The sequence below is a fragment of the Aureitalea sp. L0-47 genome, assembly GCF_026126405.1.
GTDB lineage: Bacteria > Bacteroidota > Bacteroidia > Flavobacteriales > Flavobacteriaceae > Pukyongia.
On sequence record NZ_JAFMTQ010000003.1, the window covers coordinates 69,269 to 89,637 of the forward strand.

Here is a 20,369-nt window from a genome sequence, read left to right on the forward strand (position 1 = left end):
AAATGTACTAATTATTTACGCTTTCAATAGCTTGAGCCAGGAATGTTTAACCACCTCCCAATCGAAATTTTCAACAAGTGATCTGGCTTTTTTAGAGAGTTCTTCGGCCTTAGCCGGGTTATTCAGAAGATCAAGAATCGCTTTGTAAAACAATTCGACGTTGTTGGGTTCAACAAGCATGGCATTCTCATCGTGCTTAGCAAGGTAGGGTATTCCTCCAACGTTGGTGGTTACCACAGGAAGGCCAAGTGCCATAGCCTCAATAACGCTAACAGGCATGTTGTCGAAGTTGGTGGTATTGATGAAGATATCGTAATCCACGGCCAAATCTATCCATTCTTGCTTTTCCAATTTTCCAGTGAAGGTAACAGGCAGGTTTCGGTCGGCTGCAATTGTTTTACATTTCTGAAGCGTGCCGTCTTTATCAGGACCGACCATGCATAGTTCAGCTTTTATTCCATTTTGAATAAGATGTTGAACTAGTTCAATGGCTAATTCCGGATTGTAGATTTGGGAGAACGAACGCACCCAGAGCAATTTTGGTTCTAACCGAGTTCTGTTTTTGAACGGATATTGTTGAAGGTCAATTACATTCGGAATATGGGTGAGATTATTGTACCCTTCGGCTTTGAACTTTTCCATAAGGTATTGGGATGGAGCTACATTGATTTCAGCACCGTTAAACAATTTCCATGACGCATTTCTGCTTTTCACAAGTCGTTCCGGAAGATTTCCTCCATGCAAAATAGGGATATATGGGATGCGAAGCAATCTGCAAAGATTCCCTATGGTTACGGCATAGTAGAAATTTTGAGTACTGTAGGTGTCTATCAGCACAACTGAATCACGCGAAGTATTTCGAAAGAAGGTGAAAATCATATCGAGCAAGCGCATTATCTTATTCCGTTTGGAAGAAGCTGAAACCACCTCGAAGCCTTCAGATCGTAATAATCCGATGAGCGTCTCCATAGTAGTGACAGTACCGCCGAAGGCTGAAGCCTTATTTCCTAAGTATACGATTCTTCTTTTGTCCATTCACAACATTGATTAATGCCAGGCCATATATAAAAGCTGGTGCCGCAATTCTCATGGAAGAGTGATTGATAGTTAGGAACCAAAAAATCAAAAAGGCATAGAAATAAATATTTGATTTATTCCTGATACGAATTACCAACGGAGCGAAGACCAATATCATTAAGGCAAACAACCCGAAAATTCCATGTTCAGACAAAATCCTACTAAGTTCATTGTGCGTTGCAGATACCTTTCCTGTCTTCTCGGCCCTAAATTCTTTTACCTTCCCTACTCCAATCCCTGTAATGGGTTGCTCGTAAAAGGCCTGTAACTCCGAATCCAGTAATTCCAATCTTCCTGTTGAAAGATCTGACTTCTCCCTTCCTGCTGCATCCTGATTCGCATAGCGTTTATCAATCAGACCCGAAGTAGAGAACGAAGTAAAGAACCAGGTGACGATCACCACCACAGTAACCACCGAAATTCTTGGCACCAGCCATGCCTTGGTGCTCGTCTTGCTTCGATAGAAATACAACACGAAGAACGCCAACGCACAGATCGCGGCGGTTATCACCCCACCTCTGGAAAATGTTACTATGGCACGATAGCTTATAAAGGCTAAAAGACCTAGATCAATGAGATTCAAAAGGAGCTGTTTTTTTAGAAATAATCTTGTGAACAAGATCACCATCGCTAGTCCGAGTATCGTAGCCACCTGGTTGGGACCGAACCCTCCTGAGGCTTCAAAATTCGACTGTGTACCCGTTAAAACATCTCTAATGCTGGGTGTGTAGAGGTAAAGATATACAGTCATCGATACGATGGGTAGCAATACGGATAAGAGGATATCATTTAATCTGGATAAGGGCATTCGCCTGTCATAGCAATACAGTGCAGATATTCCTAGACATACAGGACCACTGAGATTAAATCCTACAGCGTTGGCTACGCTGGATTCATAATCAAGGTTAATAGCCGAAAAGAGAATTCCCGGTACAAGCATTAAAAGGTAGAGTGCATATATCCAGGATTTACGTTTAAATCCACGATAAAACATACCAATTGTTAAGAACATGATTACCGCGTACTTAGCAAACTCATAGGAGAACGCACCTCCCGTCATACGCGAGAATACTTCAAAACCAGTGATATATCCTGCCGCCAGAAGAACCTCGTCCTTCTTGTTAGTGTTTGAAATGATTCGAAAAAGGAAATAGATAATAGCCGCAAAGAGAATGAACTTAGCACTGGGTCTGAAATTATAGACCACTAGACCTATACCGATATGCACAAGGACAAGTTGCAGGTAGGTGATCTTCTTTATTGAGCCTTCTCGTTTCACCCGTTGTATATATTCATTAATTGAGGCAAGATAGCTTTAAAAGAATAATTTGCCTTAATGTGTTCCGAAAATTGGACGGCATCCGCACGGGCTTTGTCCTTTTCGACTAGATACATAGTCAGAACTTTTGCTAGTGCTTCGGGATCACCTGATGGAACTACTTGACCAAAATCTCCAACAACTTCCTTACATTGCCCAACATCTGTGCAAATAACGGGTAATCCCGCCATACCGTACTCCAACAAAGCTAAGGGCAGACCTTCCGATTCAGATGAAAGTACACCAATCGAAGCTTGTTCCAGTAAATGATGAATATCTTTCTGAGACCCAAGCATAAAAACACCCTTTAAGTCATTTTCCTCTAAATACGCCTCAAGGCTTGTGCTATACTTGGCGTTAACCTTTTTACCTAGACAGTGCAGCGTGGCCATTGGAAATGATTCCTGGACTATTTCAAACGCTTTGAACAAGTTGATGTGGTCCTTCTGAGGGCGTAGATTTGCTAAGCACACAATTCTTTGGCTGGGATCACCACTTAGATCAATGGATGTTTTTGAAGTGTATGGTGAAACAAAGTTCTTCAGATATTCCACTCTTTTACAGTGCAAGTTTTGTTTTGCCCAGGCTTGCAATTTAGTATTAACTGCAATTATCACACTAAAATAGCGAGAGCAAAAACCTAAGGATCTATGCTTTCTCATTGCCAGCTGTTCACTGCCACCGTAATGGTCATGCCAAACAATTCGCAGCTTTGGCAGGGTGAATTTTAGCAGGGTAGCCCAGAAAAAACTAGAAGAATGGGCGTGAATTACATCAATGTCGTTCTTCTTCACAAATTTTCTTAAACGCATTAAACCGACTATGTCTAGAGAGCCAGATTTATTAGCAAAGTAGTAACCAACATTCCTATTGAGCATTTCCTTAAGCAAGCCTTCTTTACGTGTCGCACAAAGAAGTGATGCTTCAACTTCACCTACCAACGAATTAGCAAGTGTGACCGCCATTTTTTCGGCGCCACCGGGATCGAGAGAGTCTATTAGTTGCAGGACCTTCATGACACAAACTTAACGATCTCGTTCTCAAATGCATCCAAAGTATACTGATGTGACCATCTTCGTCCTTCTTTCGACATAGACTTCATTCGTGCTTCATCAGACAGTAAAATGACTAGATTCATAGCATCCTGTTCCAAATCAAGGGTTAAGAGTACTCCCCTCCTACCATCGTCCACCATCCATGGAACACATGAAATGGGAGTTACTACCGGTATGCAACCCCAGAACATCGCCTCAGCAACAACCTTCGGCCATCCCTCTGATTTTGAGGGTAATATCAGAAAGTGAGCGGCCTGATATGCTTCTTCAACTATTACCGCAGGAACATTACCATGTATGTTGACTTTACCCTCAAGTTGGAATTCCCTCACCATCGTCTCTAATTGGATTCTTTTAACGCCGTCACCATAAACGTCCAGAAGGCAGTTTACGCCTTTATCCAGAAGTAGCTTTAAGATCTCGATTGCATACTCAGGTCGTTTACCTGGAGTTAAGCCTCCTACAAATAACATCCGCAATGGGTCCATGGGTTTAGAAATCGGTTGTGTGGAAGCTTTTTCTAACAAATAACTGGCTGTGAAAAATGGAACGATGTTCTTCGATTGATCCGGCCATTCACCATAAACCAGTACTTTCATATTTCGAGTGAGAAAAGTATTGGCAAGCAGCCATTTTTGAAATCTATAGGATCTCGGCTGTTTCGCACCCGGATCCCAATTCCCGGCATATTTGGCTGACTTCGGTTTCTTCGGAAAGAATATCTGAACGATGCAGCCGAGAAGACCAATATTTCCCGGACAGCGCAGATGAATGTGATCCGCCTTGTACATTGCCATAAAAATGCGATATAATATAAAAGGGGTGAACCAAAGCGCCTTAAGTACTTCCTTAGTGTTAGTTACTGAAATTGCAGGAACATTCAGAATTTTCTCAGGTTGTGGATCGTAAGCAAGATCAATCTTACCTGGTTCTTTCTGTACTGCAGGGGACACTACATAACCTTTATCTACATGGGAGAGCCAGATATTCATTTCCCTGATATATGGCCCATAGGAGTAAAAAAGACCCTGATTTAGGTAATGCTCCGCATGGGTAATTATGGCAAAGGTCATTTAGAAATGCTTTTATAAAAGGCGATATTCTTATCTAAAATAGTGCTTTTGTTATATTTCTCTCGCACAGCTGGTGAGGCTGCTTCGCCTAACTTCAAAGCCTCCTCCAAATTTTCAATGCACCAGAGCATCTTCTCAGCTATATCTCCCGGATCGTAGACATTACACAATAGACCCGTCACACCGTGATCAATTGTTTCAGGACCCGGTCCATACTCTGAAAAAATCACGGGTTTCTTCAGCAACATAGCTTCCAACGAAACCAAACCCTGGGTTTCCATATGAGACGGAAAAATACAAAAAGTGGCCTCAGCGTATTTTTTGTTGAGCAATTCTCTTGAAATAGCCCCATGAAAGATTACATTCCCAAAGTAAGACTCATCATAACTATCCTTCAACCTATGAATGTATGAACTTCCGTCCGGGTATAACCAGTCCCTTCCATATAGATCCAGGATCATTTCCGGATGCTTCTCTCTTACTATTTTAAATGCTTCAATTAGTTGTCTTACCCCTTTCTTCTCACATATAGTTCCAGCGAAGAGGATCCTATTCTTCTTTATCTCAACATGCGGTATTTCAAGTGATGTTTCAATAGGGTAATTTATGATCTCAACCGGCTTCCCCTGATAACTCAGGTATTTTTCCGTGTGATCTTTCACATAATTCGACACAGCTATAAAGGCATCTGCCTTCTTGAAAGAACGTTTTTCCAGAATTCCCTTTTTCCAATTGATACCTCGCTTTTCAGCTTCGGAAAAAAAGTGATGCCCTCCATGCAAACGGATTACTTTTTTGGCGGGGTGTGACCTGGAAACGAAGGCCAGCCCTAATTCTGCAGATTCAATGATATCGATGGGTTCTTCAATTTGAAGTGATTTTAATTTTCGATTCACCTGGCGTGCGATATGCAGGAAGTTGGGTAGGTTACTTTTATTCTTTTTAAGCCGAATAAGCCGAACCCCCTGATCGTCCAGGAGCTGCTCTTTCCAACTGTCCCCTATTCCGAGTACTGTCACTTTGTGGCCATTTTCTACCAGCGTTCTGCCAAAAGTTTGAAGGAAGGTCCCCACACCTCCGGGTGCCCATAGTGGATATTCATGTGACAGGAAAACTATGTTCATCGTTCGATTACCTTTTTAATTTCTTTTGATGCTATAACGTTTGGTTCAACAACGATTTCAAACCAATCTTTGATATTGGTAGCCGGTTCTTCCAAAACTTTCTTAATACTACTGGCGATCTCTTCTTTCGAATTCAACCAAAAAACAGCTTTTTCACCAGGCATACTTCTGAAATGCTGGTATTTGTATATAGTGTCAACAGACCAATTCGGATCTTTCTTATGGTCATAATTAATATAAGCACAAGGTTTCCCAAACTTTCCAAAATCGAAGGCCATGGTGGATCCTACATTTACCACTAAGTGAGAATAATGAGCGAGGCTAACCAATAACTGAACATCAGCATAGGTAGGATAGACAGCACTCCATACCTCAGAATCGAAATTCCACAAGGGTTCCACTTCTCTGATTAAATCAGGGTATTTGTCAATAACCCATTTATATCGTCCAGACAAATCCACAGGACAGCGACGGAAAACAATCTGTATTTTATCTTTCAAATCGGATCGTGAAATAGCCACTGCAAGGTCTTCCAGGTAGTGAGGATCATAAGGCGATGTGCGCACATCATCACCGGAAAAACAAACGATCTTTTTATTGATGTCCAGACCAAACCGTTCGAAGAAAACTTCCTTTTCTATGATATTCTCAGGATCATCATAGAATTCAAACTGGGGTGTCCCCGTTACAACAACCTTATCTTCTGTTATTTCAGTATAGAAATTCAGTAACTCGTTTTTCATGTATTCCGACCACGCCAAATAATAATCGGCCTGTAGTGCTAATCTCGCTTTCGGGAGATTATCCCAGGAATAGATCACCGTGATAGCAGTAATGCCGAGATCCTTTGCAGCCCTGAATATAGTTGGCGCTTTTAAGGATCGCTGATGGGTGCAAAAGATCAGGTCGGGCTGATGTTCTTTCAAAATTTCAATGATCTCCTTGTAAAATGTACTTCTGCGAAGAACATTCTGGTAGCGATTTTCCATCGCCAGAATGGATTTGTACGATCTTTTGAATGACGAAAGGAATTCGATCACTGCATAGAACAAACGATTCTTCAGTTTCTTATGACCCCGTTTCCAGAATTTAAGTATTGTTGGATTATTCTCTTTTTGTGCGTTGTATTTAAGTCGTGATAAGTGAATAAGTTCACGGAGGTACTTTTCCTTAATACTTTCCCGGTAATTGGGTATTTCGAGGGACCCTTTCAACTCTAATTTAGAATTTACCATTTCTAAGGTGGCCGGATCGAAATTATGAAAAAGGTGCAGTTCGATGTTGCTTTCCTTAAATACATCGGAATACAAATAATTCTTGATTCCTACTCCATCAGGTACCAAAAGAAACACCTTCTTCATTAGAGTGTTTTTGCGATTTGTTCGGCCCTGTCCCAATCGGTCATAGTATCTATATTCACAAAGATTTCCGGATCGCTTTCAATGTAGGCAACCTTATCCCCATAAAAAGAATTCCTATCCATCAAAATATCCTTTCTTGTAATATAGATAGAGCCATCCCTTATATATGATAGCGGCAGATCCTGTCGACGTTTAATAATCTCTTTTTCGCCCGTAGACAGGTATAATTTGTCATCTTCACCTTTTTTGAATACCCAATGAGGGTTGTAATGATGTGGGACCTGCTGCACCGATAACAGACTATCCGACTTACTTTCAACAAAGGTCTTAATAGAACGGTCTATATATTCTGAATTACGAAAAGGCGTAGTTACCTGTAGTAGGCAAAGCGCATCGAAATACTTTCCTTGCGCCTCCATTTCCTGCAAAGCGTGTTGCGCTACTTCCAAAGATCCTGCAGAATCGGTTGATAAATGTTCAGGGCGAACAAATGGGACTTCCAGACCTAACCCTATTGCGATCTGCCTTAATTCGTCATCTTCCGAAGAAAAAATAACACTACTCAGTAATTTCGAACCTAAGGCGGCTTCCGCTGTGTATTGTAGCAGGGGTTTACCCCCGAGTAGTTTTTTATTCTTGCCCGGAATTCCCTTGCTACCTCCGCGAGCCGGTATGAGCCCAAGAATCTTCATTAATAGCTTATGGTTTTATGGAACCGCAATTCGATATTTGCGAGTATATCTGCAATCTTTTTACCGCTATCACCGTTGCCATAGACATTACTTTTTCCATTTCTAGGTTCCTGAATCTGCGCATTGATAGCTTCTTTAATCTCCTCTTCGTCGTATGAAACATCAATGACGTTCTGTCCGCGTAACCTTCGGTTTTGGCGTGTTCCAATATTCACTACAGGCACACCTAGAAAGGCGCACTCCCTTATCCCTACGCTACTATTTCCAACAAGGCACTTGCTATTCAGTAATAAGCGGAGGAAATCATCTGGTTCCATATTCTTAAAGAACCTGATATTTTTCGGGTTGTGTTTTTCGCGATAAGATCGTATGCCGTTTGAAGTTCCGTCGGCACCGGCATCCACGTTTGGCCAGAACCAAAAAGTTGGTACGCCTAATTGATCAATAACCTTAAGCGTCTTGGTAACATCTTGCTTAGCAGCATCGTATTCGGTGGTAACAGGATGTTGCATAACTACAAGGTAGTCAGCATCGGTCGAGACATCTGCACCTACTCCACCGTATTTCTCCAGCGGATCGAAATCCAGCCTGGGATCGTTTAAGACCTCCGCTGCAAGGTCGATTGAAGGGCAGCCCGTATTGAAAACATATTTTTCGTCCTCTCCCATTTTAAGAACCCTCTCTCGGGCATCATCAGAAGTAACAAAATGAATATCGGCTAATTTCGTATTTGCATGCCGAACTTTCTCGTCGATGTTCCCTGTCACTTCACCACCTTGAAGATGTATCAAAGGTATGTTCTGATAGGCAGCAGCAATTGAAGTTGCTATCGTTTCAAATCTGTCAGCAATAGTGAGCACTGCATCGGGTTGCAAATTGTAGAACACATTGGCCAATTCCATTACTCCCAGACCGGTAGTCTTGGCCATAGCTGTTTTATTCTCGCCTTCCAGGACCATAAATACCTTTTCACTAATAGCAAAACCATCCTTTTCTATGAAATTCACTGCGTTCCCATATCGATCTAGGAGTGCAGATCCTGCAACCACCAGTTGTAGTTCAAGAGCGGGGTGTTCCTTGATGGCCGTAAGCACCGATTTAACCCGACTATAAGATGGTCGCGCTGTTATCACCGCACAAATTTTCCGTGTTTCGCTCATGACATATCTTCACTATTTAAAAACTCCCATTGTTCCATATCCCGTGTGAGTGATTTCCCTATGACATCTTGAAATAGAGTTGCGTCCAGGCCATATCCTTTTGGTTTTTTTGCTTCCAGGTCCCCGAATTGCAACACATGACCTTTGGGCAATGCTTTATTAATTGCGAGTGATTTTTCGAAGATATTCTTTAGGTCCGCATATTTTGAATTATCACGTTTATCAACAGGATTAGACATTGCAATCGATATATCGTTTACACCGGCAACCAGTTCTGAAACCTGATCCATAGTGAGCGAAGAACTCACATCGGGTCCGAACATCTGCTTATTAAAAACAACATGGAATTCAAGTATTTCTGCCCCAAGTGTGATAGCTGATATCCCGGTGGCAACCTTACCAGAATGGTCCGAATATCCAACCTTAACACCATAGCGTTTCTTTAGTTCATTTATTACATTGAGTCCGTAATTCTCCGGTTTGGTGGGATAGCTGGTAGTGCATTGAAGAATTGAATATTCGATCCCTTTCGACTTCAGAAAAGCAACAGAAGCATCAATTTCGTCAAACGAACTCATCCCACTTGACAAGATCACTGGTTTTCCCGTAGTGGCTATCTTCTCAAGCAAAAGGAAGTTATTAACCTCACCACTTCCAATCTTATATCGTTCTACCCCTGCTTCTTCAAGCACATCTACCGCCATATTACTGAAAGGGCTGCTAATGAATTCGAGTCCTACTTCCTTGCAGTGTGTCCCGATTTCACACCATCCCTCAACTGTGAATTCCATTCGTTTCCAATAATCGAAACGTGTTTCATCCTGTTTAGAGAATTTCACCCGAAATGGTTCGTGAAGGCTACTTTCAGCTTCGGCTATATGGGTCTGGAACTTGATTGAAGTTACTCCGGTCTTTGCAACCGCATCTATATAAGCGTGAAGCATTCCTAAACTACCTTCGTGGGCCTGTCCTATTTCAGCAATGGTGGTGATCAAAAAGTAGGTTGTTGGTTCGTATCTTCAAAAATAGGTATTAAATTTCATTGTTGCTCCGTTCAATCGGCCTAACAAACAAAAAAGGCAACTTAACCAATAATTAATTGATAATTGCGCTTATAAAACGGACTTGCCAATCACGATAATTCCATATATCATCAGCCTCCGAAATTGATATTCGATTTCCACTGAAATTATTGATCACTGATGCTGTACGGGCTATCCATTCATCTGAACTATAAGGGTCATTCACAAAGTAGCAACGAGCTAATCCTGAGAGGACATTGGGGATAGCGCCGAGACTAGATGCTATCACTATATTACCACATTTCAAGGCTTCTATCATCGAGAGTCCAAACCCTTCTTCGTAAAGTGAAGTGAAGGCATAGATATCGGTCAACTGTAAATAATTGGGTATTTCACCGTGTGGTAGCCGGCCAACGTTGAGTACAGAAGGATGATCAATCTTCTGTTGGGTTCCCATTGTTATAACCTTCAGATAATCGTACTTCGATAGTAGTTCAAGAACCATTTTTCTAAATAAATGAAACCCTTTCAAGGGCCTGTCGTTTGCCATCCAGGCTAAAATAAGATGATCCTTAGTAAACCCCAATTTATTCCGCATTGTCGTCCTTTTCATGTCTTCCAGGGGATAAAAGAGACTGGAATCCACACCATTCCAGACTACTTCAGTCTTGGGACTGAATTCAACGTAATTCGCAATACTCTTGTCTCTGCCAGCCTTAGAAAGAAATAGAACTTTATCGATAGCGGCCACTATCTCTTGCCGCAATTTGAGTTGGAAACCATGAAACGAAAAGATGATCTTCAGCTGTCCTTTGAACTTAGCTTTTTTTAACGCTATCGCCTCTATAAGATGGGGGTCATCCATTACAACAACAGTGATTGCTGAGTGTTCTTCTGAAAGTTTACTTAGGGTTCTCAGGTAATCCTTCGCTACCCAATTAAATAACACTTTTTTACGGATCCATTTGTGATATGAAATGAACTTTCGTTTTTTACAGAAAATATTTTTAGGTAAGGTATTTGACGGTGACAGGATATAATCGAAACAATCGTGATTTTTAATAAGTGTATTAATACGAGTCACCCAACTTCCGATTCGATTGGAAGGAATGGGCGTATTACTCACCAAAACTGTTACCTGATTGCTCATATACTGATAAATGCACCCGTTGCCTTACTAATTTTTCTGTGTTTTCTAATCACTCCCAATTTACTGTATATCAACCATTTGATTCTTAATGCCTTACTCAAAGCTCCAAAACATCCTGCTCCCCGTCTTCTGAATCTTTTAAATGTTTCAGTAGGCAATTTAAAGTATTGTGTCACCATGGATCGATTGATATCCTTTACATACGTGATTGCCCATATCGCAGTGGCTCGATAGTGTCTCTTGGTATCCGTAGTTATCGATTGATCCCGGTTGTGAACTATGCGAAGGTTCGGGATCACCCCAATCTTCATTTTGTGATAGCGCATACGTTTAATATAATCTGTATCCTCCCCGTAATGAGGAAATATCGGATCGAATACGCCCACTTTCTCAATACACTCCCTAGACATATACCATGCAGCAGCATTCACCGATTTCGCTCTGTACACACGGTCCAATTCTCGTTGGTGATTTATAGAGGTGAGTAATCCCGGTGCATTTCTTTCAGAAATATACTCAGAGAATTTTCGATCGAAGTCAGATTCGTTGGGCGCGAGATGTATCGGACTTACGATCCCAAAACCATTCTTAAATGATTGCTTACTTGCATTGAGAAACGGCTGAACATCCTCTCCCAGGAAATACGTGTCCTGGTTCACAAGAAAGACCGAATCGCAATTTGCCTTTAAGGCCAGCCTGATTCCGATATTATTAGCCTTACCAAATCCCAGGTTCTCTTCCAATAGGATACATTCGTCAGGGTTCATATCACTCAGCAATTTTCTGGTCCCATCGCTGGAATTGTTATCTAAAACAATCACATACGCATTCTGAAATACGTCACGGATGCTTCGGATGCATTTCTCGATGTATACTTCACCATTATAGGTAATTAATATGAAGGCGATCTTAGGCATACCCAAGAAAATATTTCCATTTACTGAATCGATCGCGGTAATTGAAATTAATGAAATCATCCCTGTAAATCTCCCTAATCAATTGTTCATTCTCTGAAGTTATTAATTTCGCAAGATCCCGTTTTTTTCTTCTATTCTTTTTGAAGTGGGAGGTGAGTTTAAGTTTCGGACTCACTTTGTTGGCAAACCTTCTGAAATCTGCCGCAAGGTCTTCAAATTTCAAAAGCTTATCGACTGCGATCTCTCCGTTCATAGTGACGAATTCTGACTGGGTATAGAAATGATCATTCACGAAATGAGGTGCCTGCTTCAAGGCTTCCTCTGAAAAAGCCCCTTCTCGCGTTAGGAAGTCCCTTAGGGAACCTTCTATTCTGAGGTCTTTCATCAGCCAGGTATATCCTGAAATTGCCCGAGTGAATGGATTCCTAACTACTGCAAAACTATCATAGGTCTCCAGTACTTCTTTTGAGATCAATTCATGATCGAGTAATTGTTTTAATGTTGCGTGCTGAAGGTTGAAACCAAGCTCCTGGTCGAAGCCATACAAGTATTCCCGGCTCCAACCTTTCGAAAAATCGTAGCTATCGAAAACAACGCGCTCAATGCTGGTTCCGGCGTTCTTCGGAACATGAATAAACAACAGTTTTTTTTTGTGATCGATCATAAATTGATTATCGAATAAACAACTTCTGGATAACGTACCCAAATATATAATAGTTCCTGCTAGGTTTGGAAATGGAGAAGTCGGTTGAATTTATTTTTCTTTCTCCTGGCTCCTGACGTATCGATTCCATTCGCTCTTCCATCCAACTTTCGAATTTATTACCAAGGTGGTAACCGTAGTTGTCATGGGTTGAAAGTTTAAGATAACCGCCCCGATCATTGGGTTTATCGATGTACATCTTCTCGCTACCACCCACTATTTTATGCTGTGATGGCCCATTCGGACTATTACTGAAAACACTTGCCCTGATCGTAGCCATGAAGTGTCCACATCCCAGGACAACCTTAACACCATTTCTATCAATAGTGTGGTACTTTGTAGATTCTTCATCAAACACTTTCGTATTACCAATGCTTCTTTGGAAATTTTGTATCCCTTCAAGGTTCTTTACTTTTTCGTAATTGGGACGGCCATTCAGGTACGCAAAACCGATGGTCGACCTAAGGAAAGACCCCTTTAATGATCCAACAGAAGGTACCGGGGAAACCATTCCAGCTTCGGGATATTCCGCTAATACTTCCTCAACAGCCACTTGCCAATTGGGCAGAAACAATACATCCGAATCTGCCACCGTCATTAAGGGCTCAAGATTACTTTTTATAGTAGAATACAAGGCATTCACTTTTCCAAGGTTAATACGGGACAGAAGCAATTGGTCAATGGCCTCATGCGTATCATATTGATTCTTCAAGTATGCAGAAACCTCTTCGCAACAACTGTTATTAATGAGCGAAATTCGCGTTTTGTCGTGTATGGTATGTAGTAAAGACTCCAGGCTTAATCTCAGGATCTTAAGCCCATCTCGAAAATAATCCTCGGTCAGATTGGGGATGTAAACAGGAATGATCACCCGGTGATACGAATCAACGGATAACCTAGTATTATCTTTTTCAGGATTCCGTCCTAGTCTCATAATAGCGTACTAATTGATTCAATCCATCCTCCAGGGTGATGAGATCCCTTTGAAGGAGTCTCTTCATTTTTGAGATATCCGGACACCTTCGTGTCATATCCCCTTCAGGCAACGGTGGCAAATGCACAATTTCTGAAGAAGATCCTGTTATTTCAATGGTCTTTTGTGCCAGCTCCAATATGGTCATTTCCACGTCGCTACCAATATTTAGGACCTCATTGGCATACTCGTCACTTTCCAACGCCAGCAGACATGTGTCCACATTATCGTCTACATAACAGAATGACCGGGTTTGTAACCCGTCACCATAAACATAAAGCGGTTCATTTGCCATAGCGGCCCGAATGAATTTCGGGATCACAAAATCCTCACTTTGGTTAGGTCCATAAGTGTTGAAGAAGCGGAAAATTGTGTATGGTAAGCCATATTCCTGTTGATAAGATCGAAAGAAAGCCTCACCTACGTTCTTAACGATGGCGTAAGGCAACCTGGAATTCAAAGGAGTGGTTTGTTCGTTTTGTGGAATCTCAAATGGCTCCCCGTATACCTCGGAAGAACTCGAATAACAAACACGTTTAACTCCTGTATTCTTGGACAGGGATAGGATATTTTTAATGCCTTCAATATCGTCAAGGACCATCATCGGGTTATCTAGTGTTCGTTGAACACCCACCACTGCGGCATAATGAAAGACGTAGTCGAAATCATACCTTCCGAATATGGGTACAACATCGTGGTAATTGTTAACGTCGGCTTTAATGAAGACCACATTGTCGCCTTGCGGCAGCTTCGACTTCATACCTGTTGCCAGGTTATCCACAATCACTACGGTACAATTAGGAGCTTTAGACAGTTCATGAGCCAGGGCACTCCCGATATTTCCGGCACCTCCGGTTATTAAAAAATACTTCATTTCCATCAGGTCAAAGATTTAGCGAGCACTTTCAGGTTATTTAATTTCAGAAACCAAAACGGATCTAGCGTGAACATATTTCTCAATACCTTCACTCGACCTCTCTTCATCATCTTGAGTTGCATCCTTCCAAGATTCTTCATCAATGCAGCACTCTCAACCGTGTTTATCCGGTTAATCACAAGCATTTTCTTTCGAACCTCATTCAAATATAAGGGAAGTTTAAGGTACTTAACCTGGTTGGATGAGATATTGTTGGAATGCTTTCGATATCTAACCAATAGATCATCAAGAAAATAAAATTTAGTGTAAAAACTACATCGGACCCAGAATTCAACATCTTCCAGGGCAGCAGGGATCTCTTCGTTAAACCTGCCAACTTCCAAGACCAGTTCTTTCCGGACCAATGGTGTAGGCATCATCAGTGTCCAATTCCCCATCATTCTCATTCGAACATCGCCGTGCTTCTCCATTGGATCCCCGGATCTCCCAATAATTTCAGAAGTTAGTGACCCATTCTCGTCAATAACGGAGCAAGGGCCGTGTACAAGCCCAAATCCAGGGTGATTATTTAGCACTTCTATTTGTTTCTGAAGTTTTTCCGGCAACCAGATATCATCATCATCGACGAATGCTAAAAAATCACCATTCGCTTTTTCAATTCCAACATTACGCGGTTTGGCCGGGCCACCACTATTCTCAATCCACACATAGGAGACTTCGGGATATTTGTTGCACAACTCTCGATTGGCATTGCCAATAGATCCGTCATCAACAACAATCACTTCGATTGGACGATGGGTTTGATTCAACACGCTTTCAAGTGTCAAGGCCAGATAATCGCAGCGATTGAGAGTTGGGATGATTATGCTTATCAATGGTGTCTCCATCCTAACTGAGTTTGCGTTTAATGCGTTTCAGGATACCGGAGAATGTATTGCGTTTCGCTCGATTTAACTCACGTTCCAATTCCAGCATTCTAAGGTAGTCATCGTAGTGTTCACCGTAGAATTCATCGAACATTCTTTTGTCCTCGGCAAGTTTCTGTTCCCGAAATTCTGCATCATTACTCACACCTTCAAGGTCGAAATGTACCAGAGGGTATTTAATGTGATTGAATTCGAATTTTCTACTGAAGAAACAGGCTACAAAGAACACCCTATCAGAAATGATCCTGTACGATTCGTCATATCCACCCATAGTCTCAAAGACCTCTTTTCTGAAAAATGTACTCTGGTGTGGAAGAGACGTCCTTACAAAATATAAAGGTGTAAGTTCATCGGCATATACCTTTCCTCCTTTATCGAACTTGTAATCCCCATAGATGATATCACCTTTGAAATCATCGTGACCAATAAACTCCTCGAGTGCACTGCTCCCATTCAGGGTATCGCCACTATTCAGAAACAACAGAAACTCACCACTGGAATGATTGATGCCCTTGTTCATAGCGTTGAAAATACCCGTATCCGGTTCGCTTACCCAAAAGCTGAAATTTTCCTCATTTTGCGATAGAAAATCCTTACTTCCATCGTCTGAGGCACCGTCTATAATAAGATATTCGTAATTTTTGAAAGTTTGTCCAAGCACAGACCTAACCGTCTTTTCCAACCCTTGGCGGTTGTTATAGTTGATTGTGATTATGGTTAGAAAAGGTTGTTTCATTTTAGTTCCCGGTATACCAGGTATACATCCGCTCAATACCTTGATGCAGGCTAACTTCGGCTTTCCAGCCCATATTGTTTATTTTGGACACATCGGTAAGCTTCCGCATAGTACCGTCCGGTTTGTTCGTATTGAAAACAAATTTCCCTTGAAAACCAACAATATCTTTAATTAACACCGCCAGTTCGGCTATTGTAATATCCTTCCCGGTACCGATATTTATGTGTGTGTTTCGAACCTCTTCACCTCTTTTGGCTTGTGTTTTTGCGTTGTGGTGTTTCATTAAATAGACACAAGCTTTCGCCATGTCCTCAACCCAAAGTAGTTCCCTCATCGGTCTGCCACTACCCCAGATCTCTACTTCAACTCCGTTCGAATTAAGAATTCCAAAATCGGCTAGTTTGTCTTTAATTTCTCCTTCGGAAGCAGTTCCATCCACCCCTTCAATTGGTAAGCGATTCAAATCATTCCGAATCACTTCCCAATTTCCTTCCTCAAGTGCCTTCCCTATGTGAATCTTGCGGAGCAAGGCTGGCAGAACATGCGCTTTTTCAAGATCGAAATTGTCATTCGGTCCATAGAGATTGGTTGGCATGGCAGAAATATAATTGGTACCGTATTGCAGGTTATAACTCTCACATAACTTGATACCTGCGATCTTTGAGATCGCGTAGGGCTCGTTGGTGTATTCGAGAACGTCGGTAAGAAGATAATCTTCGCGTAAGGGTTGAGGAGCATTCTTCGGATAAATGCAGGTACTTCCAAGGAAGAGCAGTTTCTTAACATCATTTAGATAGCTTTGATGAATAACATTGTTTTGTATCATTAAGTTATCGTAGAGAAATTCGGCGCGATAGGTATTATTTGCCACGATACCTCCAACCTTCGCCGCTGCCAGAAAGACGTATTCCGGTTTTTCTTCGGAAAAGAAATCAGCTACGGCAACCGTATCCCTGAGGTCGAGTTCATTACTTCCTCGCAAGACAAAATTCTCATATCCATCATCTTTTAACTGCCTAAGAATAGCACTTCCCACCAGGCCATTATGACCTGCAATATATATTTTGGAGCTTTCATCCATTGGTTACTCAAAGTAGTTTAAGGTAGTATAACCACCATCTTTCAGGTATTGTTCTTTTTGCATTAGCTTGATATCGCTTTCCATCATTTCCTTTACGAGATCCGAAAGTTGGTACCGCGGCTCCCAACCCAATTTATCCTTTGCCTTTGAGGCATCTCCAACCAATAGATCCACTTCTGTGGGACGGAAATAATTAGGATCCACCGAAACCACTTCTCTTCCTATTTCCAGTTCGAATCTAGGATCAGTTACAATCTGGACAAAGGCTTTTTCCGCGTCTCCTTCACCTTCGAAGCGCAAAGTGACACCGATTTCATTAAAGGCCATTTTTACAAAATCCCTCACTGAGGTTGTCACCCCTGTTGCAATCACCCAATCTTCGGGTTCATCGGCCTGGAGAATCATCCACATCATCCGCACATAATCTTTCGCATGGCCCCAGTCGCGTTTTGCATCGAGATTCCCAATAAAGAGCTTGTCCTGAAGTCCCAGCGCGATCCTGGCCGTGGCACGGGTGATTTTTCTAGTCACAAACGTCTCCCCCCTGATGGGTGATTCGTGGTTGAATAAAATACCATTGCAAGCAAATATGTTGTATGCCTCCCTGTAGTTAACGGTTGCCCAATAAGCATAGAGTTTTGCTACGCCGTACGGACTTCGTGGATAAAAAGGTGTGGTCTCGGTTTGTGGCACTTCCTGAACCTCTCCGTACAACTCAGAGGTAGAAGCTTGATAAACCTTGCATTTGTCTTCCATACCCAGAAATCGTACAGCCTCCAATATACGAAGGGCACCAATTCCATCGGCATTCGCGGTATACTCAGGGATCTGAAAAGATACCTGTACATGACTCATGGCCGCCAAATTATATATCTCATCCGGTTTGATCTCATGGATCAACCGAATCAGGTTGGTGCTATCGGTCATATCACCATAATGAAGAATGAAGTTCCGGTTATCGGTATGAGGATCCTGGTAGAGGTGATCAATCCTGTCTGTATTGAAAAGTGAGGACCTGCGTTTCAGCCCATGAACAACATACCCTTTTTTCAATAAGAATTCACTTAAATAGGCTCCGTCCTGCCCGGTGATTCCAGTTATAAATGCAACTTTCATATAGATTCTTGTATGGTTAAGTTAGGTAATTAGCTGTTTGTAAATCTCCATGTAATTCATCGCCTGTTCTGCCCCGTTAAAATGGCTCATAGCATATTTCTTTATAGCCTCACGATCGAATTTATATCGATCGGAAAGAAAATCGTTCAAACCTTCTCCCAATTTCTCAGTACTCATTTCTTTTACGAGTATACCATTTTCCCCTGTAGTAATATGTTCCTTCATACCTCCCCTGGCAAATGAAATTACTGCCGTCCCTGCAGCCAGGGATTCAAGCATCGTATTCGGAAGATTATCTTCCCGACTAGGTAATACAAAAGCATCTGCAGCAGCATAACACTTGGCGATTTCAATAACGTTGGTCATATAGCCCAAAGGTATGACTTTTACATTTTTGTTTGCTATCTGAAGACTTCCTTTTCCGAGGGTTATAACCGTGACAGGATGCAATATATTCTCAAGGGCCTCCATAAGCATATCGAGGCCTTTCCTGTGTATATCCAATTTGGCTGCTGTAAATAGTATGACCTTTTCCGAAGGATTCAAATTAAGCGATTCCCGTGCGTGTTCACGATCTATTCCGGCAAAAAGCGTAACATCGATACTATTGGCGATGGTTCTTCTAATTCCGAAGGAATCGAACACCCCGCTGGTAACGGCCTCCTGAAGCAGCCACTCAGATGGGCTTACCACGGCGCCTTCTTTTATTTTGCCAATCGCATCGTGTTTTATCATCTTTAATTTTTCATTCAGGTCTTTCGTCGCCACATTCCTGGTCTCATCTTCTCTATAATGAAAAAGCCCTTTAAAGGGGTTCATATCGTGAAGGGTCCAAACAATTGGTTTTTGTGTTTTCTGAAAGAATCGCGGATAATCCAGAATGTTTCCAACCCAATGCAGGTGTACCAGGTCCGCATCAGTGATCAACGGGTGCTCTTCCAATTTCAAGCTACTATAAGGGAGGGTAATGATCTCGAATGAAAGCTGTGATTCGATTATTGCCAGCTGCTGCCGGAATTTATCCGCTTCCGAGGGATTAATTATTTTCTTGAGTTTTCTTGTAATCTTTTCGGTGAAAGTTGGCTTATGATATGTAAACATTGGATCATCCAATACCTCACCGTCGAAACCTACAGTGATACTGTTCGACACATAAGCAGAAGATATCCCTGCTTCACGCAATGCAGAATGTAGTCTGAAAGCCGCAATACCGGCTCCTCCCTTGGGCGATGTTGTTATATGGACCACTTTCATGACACCTTCTTATTGATGAGCTTATGATAAATTTTCCTGGCGAATTCCTTAGAGTACCTCGTAAAGTAGCTCTTCGGGTAATCAAAGAAGAACCTATCGATACACACGGTGTTGAAATTTCTAACCAATTGCAAGAGTCCTTCCTTCCTCGGACTGTTCCAGGAGTGATCCCAGAGGTGCACAGCGACTGTTTTTTCAGTAATAAACCCTCGGAAATCCTTATCTCGATCCTGGTAAGTAAGCGGATAAAAATACTCCGAACCGAAAATTCGATCGTTCTCCCCAAGGTTTTCAGGGGTTACTATATCTTTAAAGGTGTGTGTAATAACAGGTGGTGAAAACTGATTGAAGCGATTATCCCGGTAGAATCGGGTCATTTCAATGATTAAAGGATGTTCTTTCACCGCTCCAAAAAGTCCATAAGCCGGTCGACCGGGCACTTCATAACCCGTAAAAAAGTCGAAGTTCAGTAAATTGTCCAATGGTTTAACGAGCAGCATATCGGTGTCCATATAAATTCCGCCTTCACTTGCCAGTACCTCTACACGAATTGCATCCGCTGCAAAGGCGTACTTTCGCTTTCTCAGTGCATCCTCAGTGAACCGTCCCCTGTATCCTACTGCAGTTTCCTCGTTCCATTCCTTTATGGAATAGTCCGGGCAATGTTTTTTCCAGCTTTCAAGGCATTTCTGAAAGCTATCGGGCTTTTCGCCTCTTCCAAACCAGCAGTAATGAATGGTTTTTGGGATCATAC

The 20,369-nt window shown here is 41.9% G+C and carries 20 protein-coding genes; all 20 read right to left on the reverse strand.

Features of this window, described 5'->3' with window-relative positions; translation table 11 throughout:
- Positions 1 to 15: 15 nt before the first annotated feature.
- The 20 genes from J1N09_RS04895 to J1N09_RS04990 all read right to left on the reverse strand — a co-directional run bounded on the left by J1N09_RS04895 (position 16) and on the right by J1N09_RS04990 (position 20,367).
- The gene (locus tag J1N09_RS04895; RefSeq protein WP_265198573.1) at positions 16 to 1,035 is read right to left on the reverse strand and encodes a glycosyltransferase family 4 protein; all 1,020 of its coding nucleotides are present in this window, start codon (positions 1,033 to 1,035) and stop codon (positions 16 to 18) included.
- Positions 1,001 to 2,356 carry an O-antigen ligase family protein gene (locus tag J1N09_RS04900; protein ID WP_265198575.1) on the reverse strand — a complete coding sequence of 452 codons (1,356 nt, stop codon included), beginning with the start codon at positions 2,354 to 2,356 and terminating at the stop codon, positions 1,001 to 1,003. Before J1N09_RS04900 ends, J1N09_RS04895 begins: the two co-directional genes overlap by 35 nt.
- Positions 2,353 to 3,411 (reverse strand): glycosyltransferase, encoded by a 1,059-nt coding sequence (locus tag J1N09_RS04905; RefSeq protein WP_265198576.1) that lies wholly within the window; start codon positions 3,409 to 3,411, stop codon positions 2,353 to 2,355. The genes J1N09_RS04900 and J1N09_RS04905 overlap by 4 nt, the downstream gene beginning before the upstream one ends.
- Positions 3,408 to 4,523: a glycosyltransferase family 4 protein gene (locus tag J1N09_RS04910; protein ID WP_265198578.1), complete on the reverse strand. Its 1,116-nt coding sequence runs from the start codon at positions 4,521 to 4,523 to the stop codon at positions 3,408 to 3,410. The genes J1N09_RS04905 and J1N09_RS04910 overlap by 4 nt, the downstream gene beginning before the upstream one ends.
- The gene (locus tag J1N09_RS04915; RefSeq protein WP_265198580.1) at positions 4,520 to 5,647 is read right to left on the reverse strand and encodes a glycosyltransferase family 4 protein; all 1,128 of its coding nucleotides are present in this window, start codon (positions 5,645 to 5,647) and stop codon (positions 4,520 to 4,522) included. Before J1N09_RS04915 ends, J1N09_RS04910 begins: the two co-directional genes overlap by 4 nt.
- Positions 5,644 to 7,008 (reverse strand): MGDG synthase family glycosyltransferase, encoded by a 1,365-nt coding sequence (locus J1N09_RS04920; RefSeq protein WP_265198582.1) that lies wholly within the window; start codon positions 7,006 to 7,008, stop codon positions 5,644 to 5,646. The genes J1N09_RS04915 and J1N09_RS04920 overlap by 4 nt, the downstream gene beginning before the upstream one ends.
- A complete protein-coding gene (locus J1N09_RS04925) occupies positions 7,008 to 7,700 on the reverse strand; it encodes a cytidylyltransferase domain-containing protein (protein ID WP_265198583.1) in 693 nt (230 codons plus the stop codon). Before J1N09_RS04925 ends, J1N09_RS04920 begins: the two co-directional genes overlap by 1 nt.
- Positions 7,700 to 8,860, reverse strand: a complete 1,161-nt coding sequence (neuC, locus tag J1N09_RS04930; protein WP_265198584.1) for a UDP-N-acetylglucosamine 2-epimerase — start codon at positions 8,858 to 8,860, stop codon at positions 7,700 to 7,702. Before neuC ends, J1N09_RS04925 begins: the two co-directional genes overlap by 1 nt.
- A complete protein-coding gene (locus J1N09_RS04935) occupies positions 8,857 to 9,852 on the reverse strand; it encodes an N-acetylneuraminate synthase family protein (RefSeq protein WP_265198854.1) in 996 nt (331 codons plus the stop codon). Before J1N09_RS04935 ends, neuC begins: the two co-directional genes overlap by 4 nt.
- Before the next feature lie 103 nt (positions 9,853 to 9,955).
- A complete protein-coding gene (locus tag J1N09_RS04940; RefSeq protein ID WP_265198585.1) occupies positions 9,956 to 11,032 on the reverse strand; it encodes a glycosyltransferase family 4 protein in 1,077 nt (358 codons plus the stop codon).
- A complete protein-coding gene (locus J1N09_RS04945; protein WP_265198586.1) occupies positions 11,029 to 11,949 on the reverse strand; it encodes a glycosyltransferase family 2 protein in 921 nt (306 codons plus the stop codon). Before J1N09_RS04945 ends, J1N09_RS04940 begins: the two co-directional genes overlap by 4 nt.
- Positions 11,942 to 12,613: a sulfotransferase family protein gene (locus J1N09_RS04950; protein ID WP_265198587.1), complete on the reverse strand. Its 672-nt coding sequence runs from the start codon at positions 12,611 to 12,613 to the stop codon at positions 11,942 to 11,944. The genes J1N09_RS04945 and J1N09_RS04950 overlap by 8 nt, the downstream gene beginning before the upstream one ends.
- Before the next feature lie 7 nt (positions 12,614 to 12,620).
- The gene (locus J1N09_RS04955) at positions 12,621 to 13,586 is read right to left on the reverse strand and encodes a glycosyltransferase family A protein (RefSeq protein ID WP_265198589.1); all 966 of its coding nucleotides are present in this window, start codon (positions 13,584 to 13,586) and stop codon (positions 12,621 to 12,623) included.
- Entirely contained in the window at positions 13,564 to 14,499 is a 936-nt protein-coding gene (locus J1N09_RS04960; protein WP_265198590.1) for an NAD-dependent epimerase/dehydratase family protein, read from the reverse strand. Before J1N09_RS04960 ends, J1N09_RS04955 begins: the two co-directional genes overlap by 23 nt.
- Before the next feature lie 5 nt (positions 14,500 to 14,504).
- A complete protein-coding gene (locus J1N09_RS04965) occupies positions 14,505 to 15,389 on the reverse strand; it encodes a glycosyltransferase family 2 protein (RefSeq protein ID WP_265198591.1) in 885 nt (294 codons plus the stop codon).
- Position 15,390: 1 nt separating this feature from the next.
- Positions 15,391 to 16,164, reverse strand: coding sequence for a glycosyltransferase family 2 protein (locus J1N09_RS04970; RefSeq protein WP_265198592.1), 774 nt, complete (start codon positions 16,162 to 16,164; stop codon positions 15,391 to 15,393).
- Between the two features lies 1 nt (position 16,165).
- A complete protein-coding gene (locus J1N09_RS04975) occupies positions 16,166 to 17,245 on the reverse strand; it encodes a GDP-L-fucose synthase family protein (protein WP_265198594.1) in 1,080 nt (359 codons plus the stop codon).
- Positions 17,246 to 17,248: 3 nt separating this feature from the next.
- Positions 17,249 to 18,361, reverse strand: a complete 1,113-nt coding sequence (gene gmd, locus J1N09_RS04980) for a GDP-mannose 4,6-dehydratase (RefSeq protein WP_265198596.1) — start codon at positions 18,359 to 18,361, stop codon at positions 17,249 to 17,251.
- A 21-nt stretch (positions 18,362 to 18,382) separates the two neighbouring features.
- A complete protein-coding gene (locus J1N09_RS04985; protein ID WP_265198597.1) occupies positions 18,383 to 19,615 on the reverse strand; it encodes a glycosyltransferase in 1,233 nt (410 codons plus the stop codon).
- Positions 19,612 to 20,367 carry a glycosyltransferase gene (locus tag J1N09_RS04990; RefSeq protein WP_265198598.1) on the reverse strand — a complete coding sequence of 252 codons (756 nt, stop codon included), beginning with the start codon at positions 20,365 to 20,367 and terminating at the stop codon, positions 19,612 to 19,614. Before J1N09_RS04990 ends, J1N09_RS04985 begins: the two co-directional genes overlap by 4 nt.
- Positions 20,368 to 20,369: the final 2 nt, after the last annotated feature.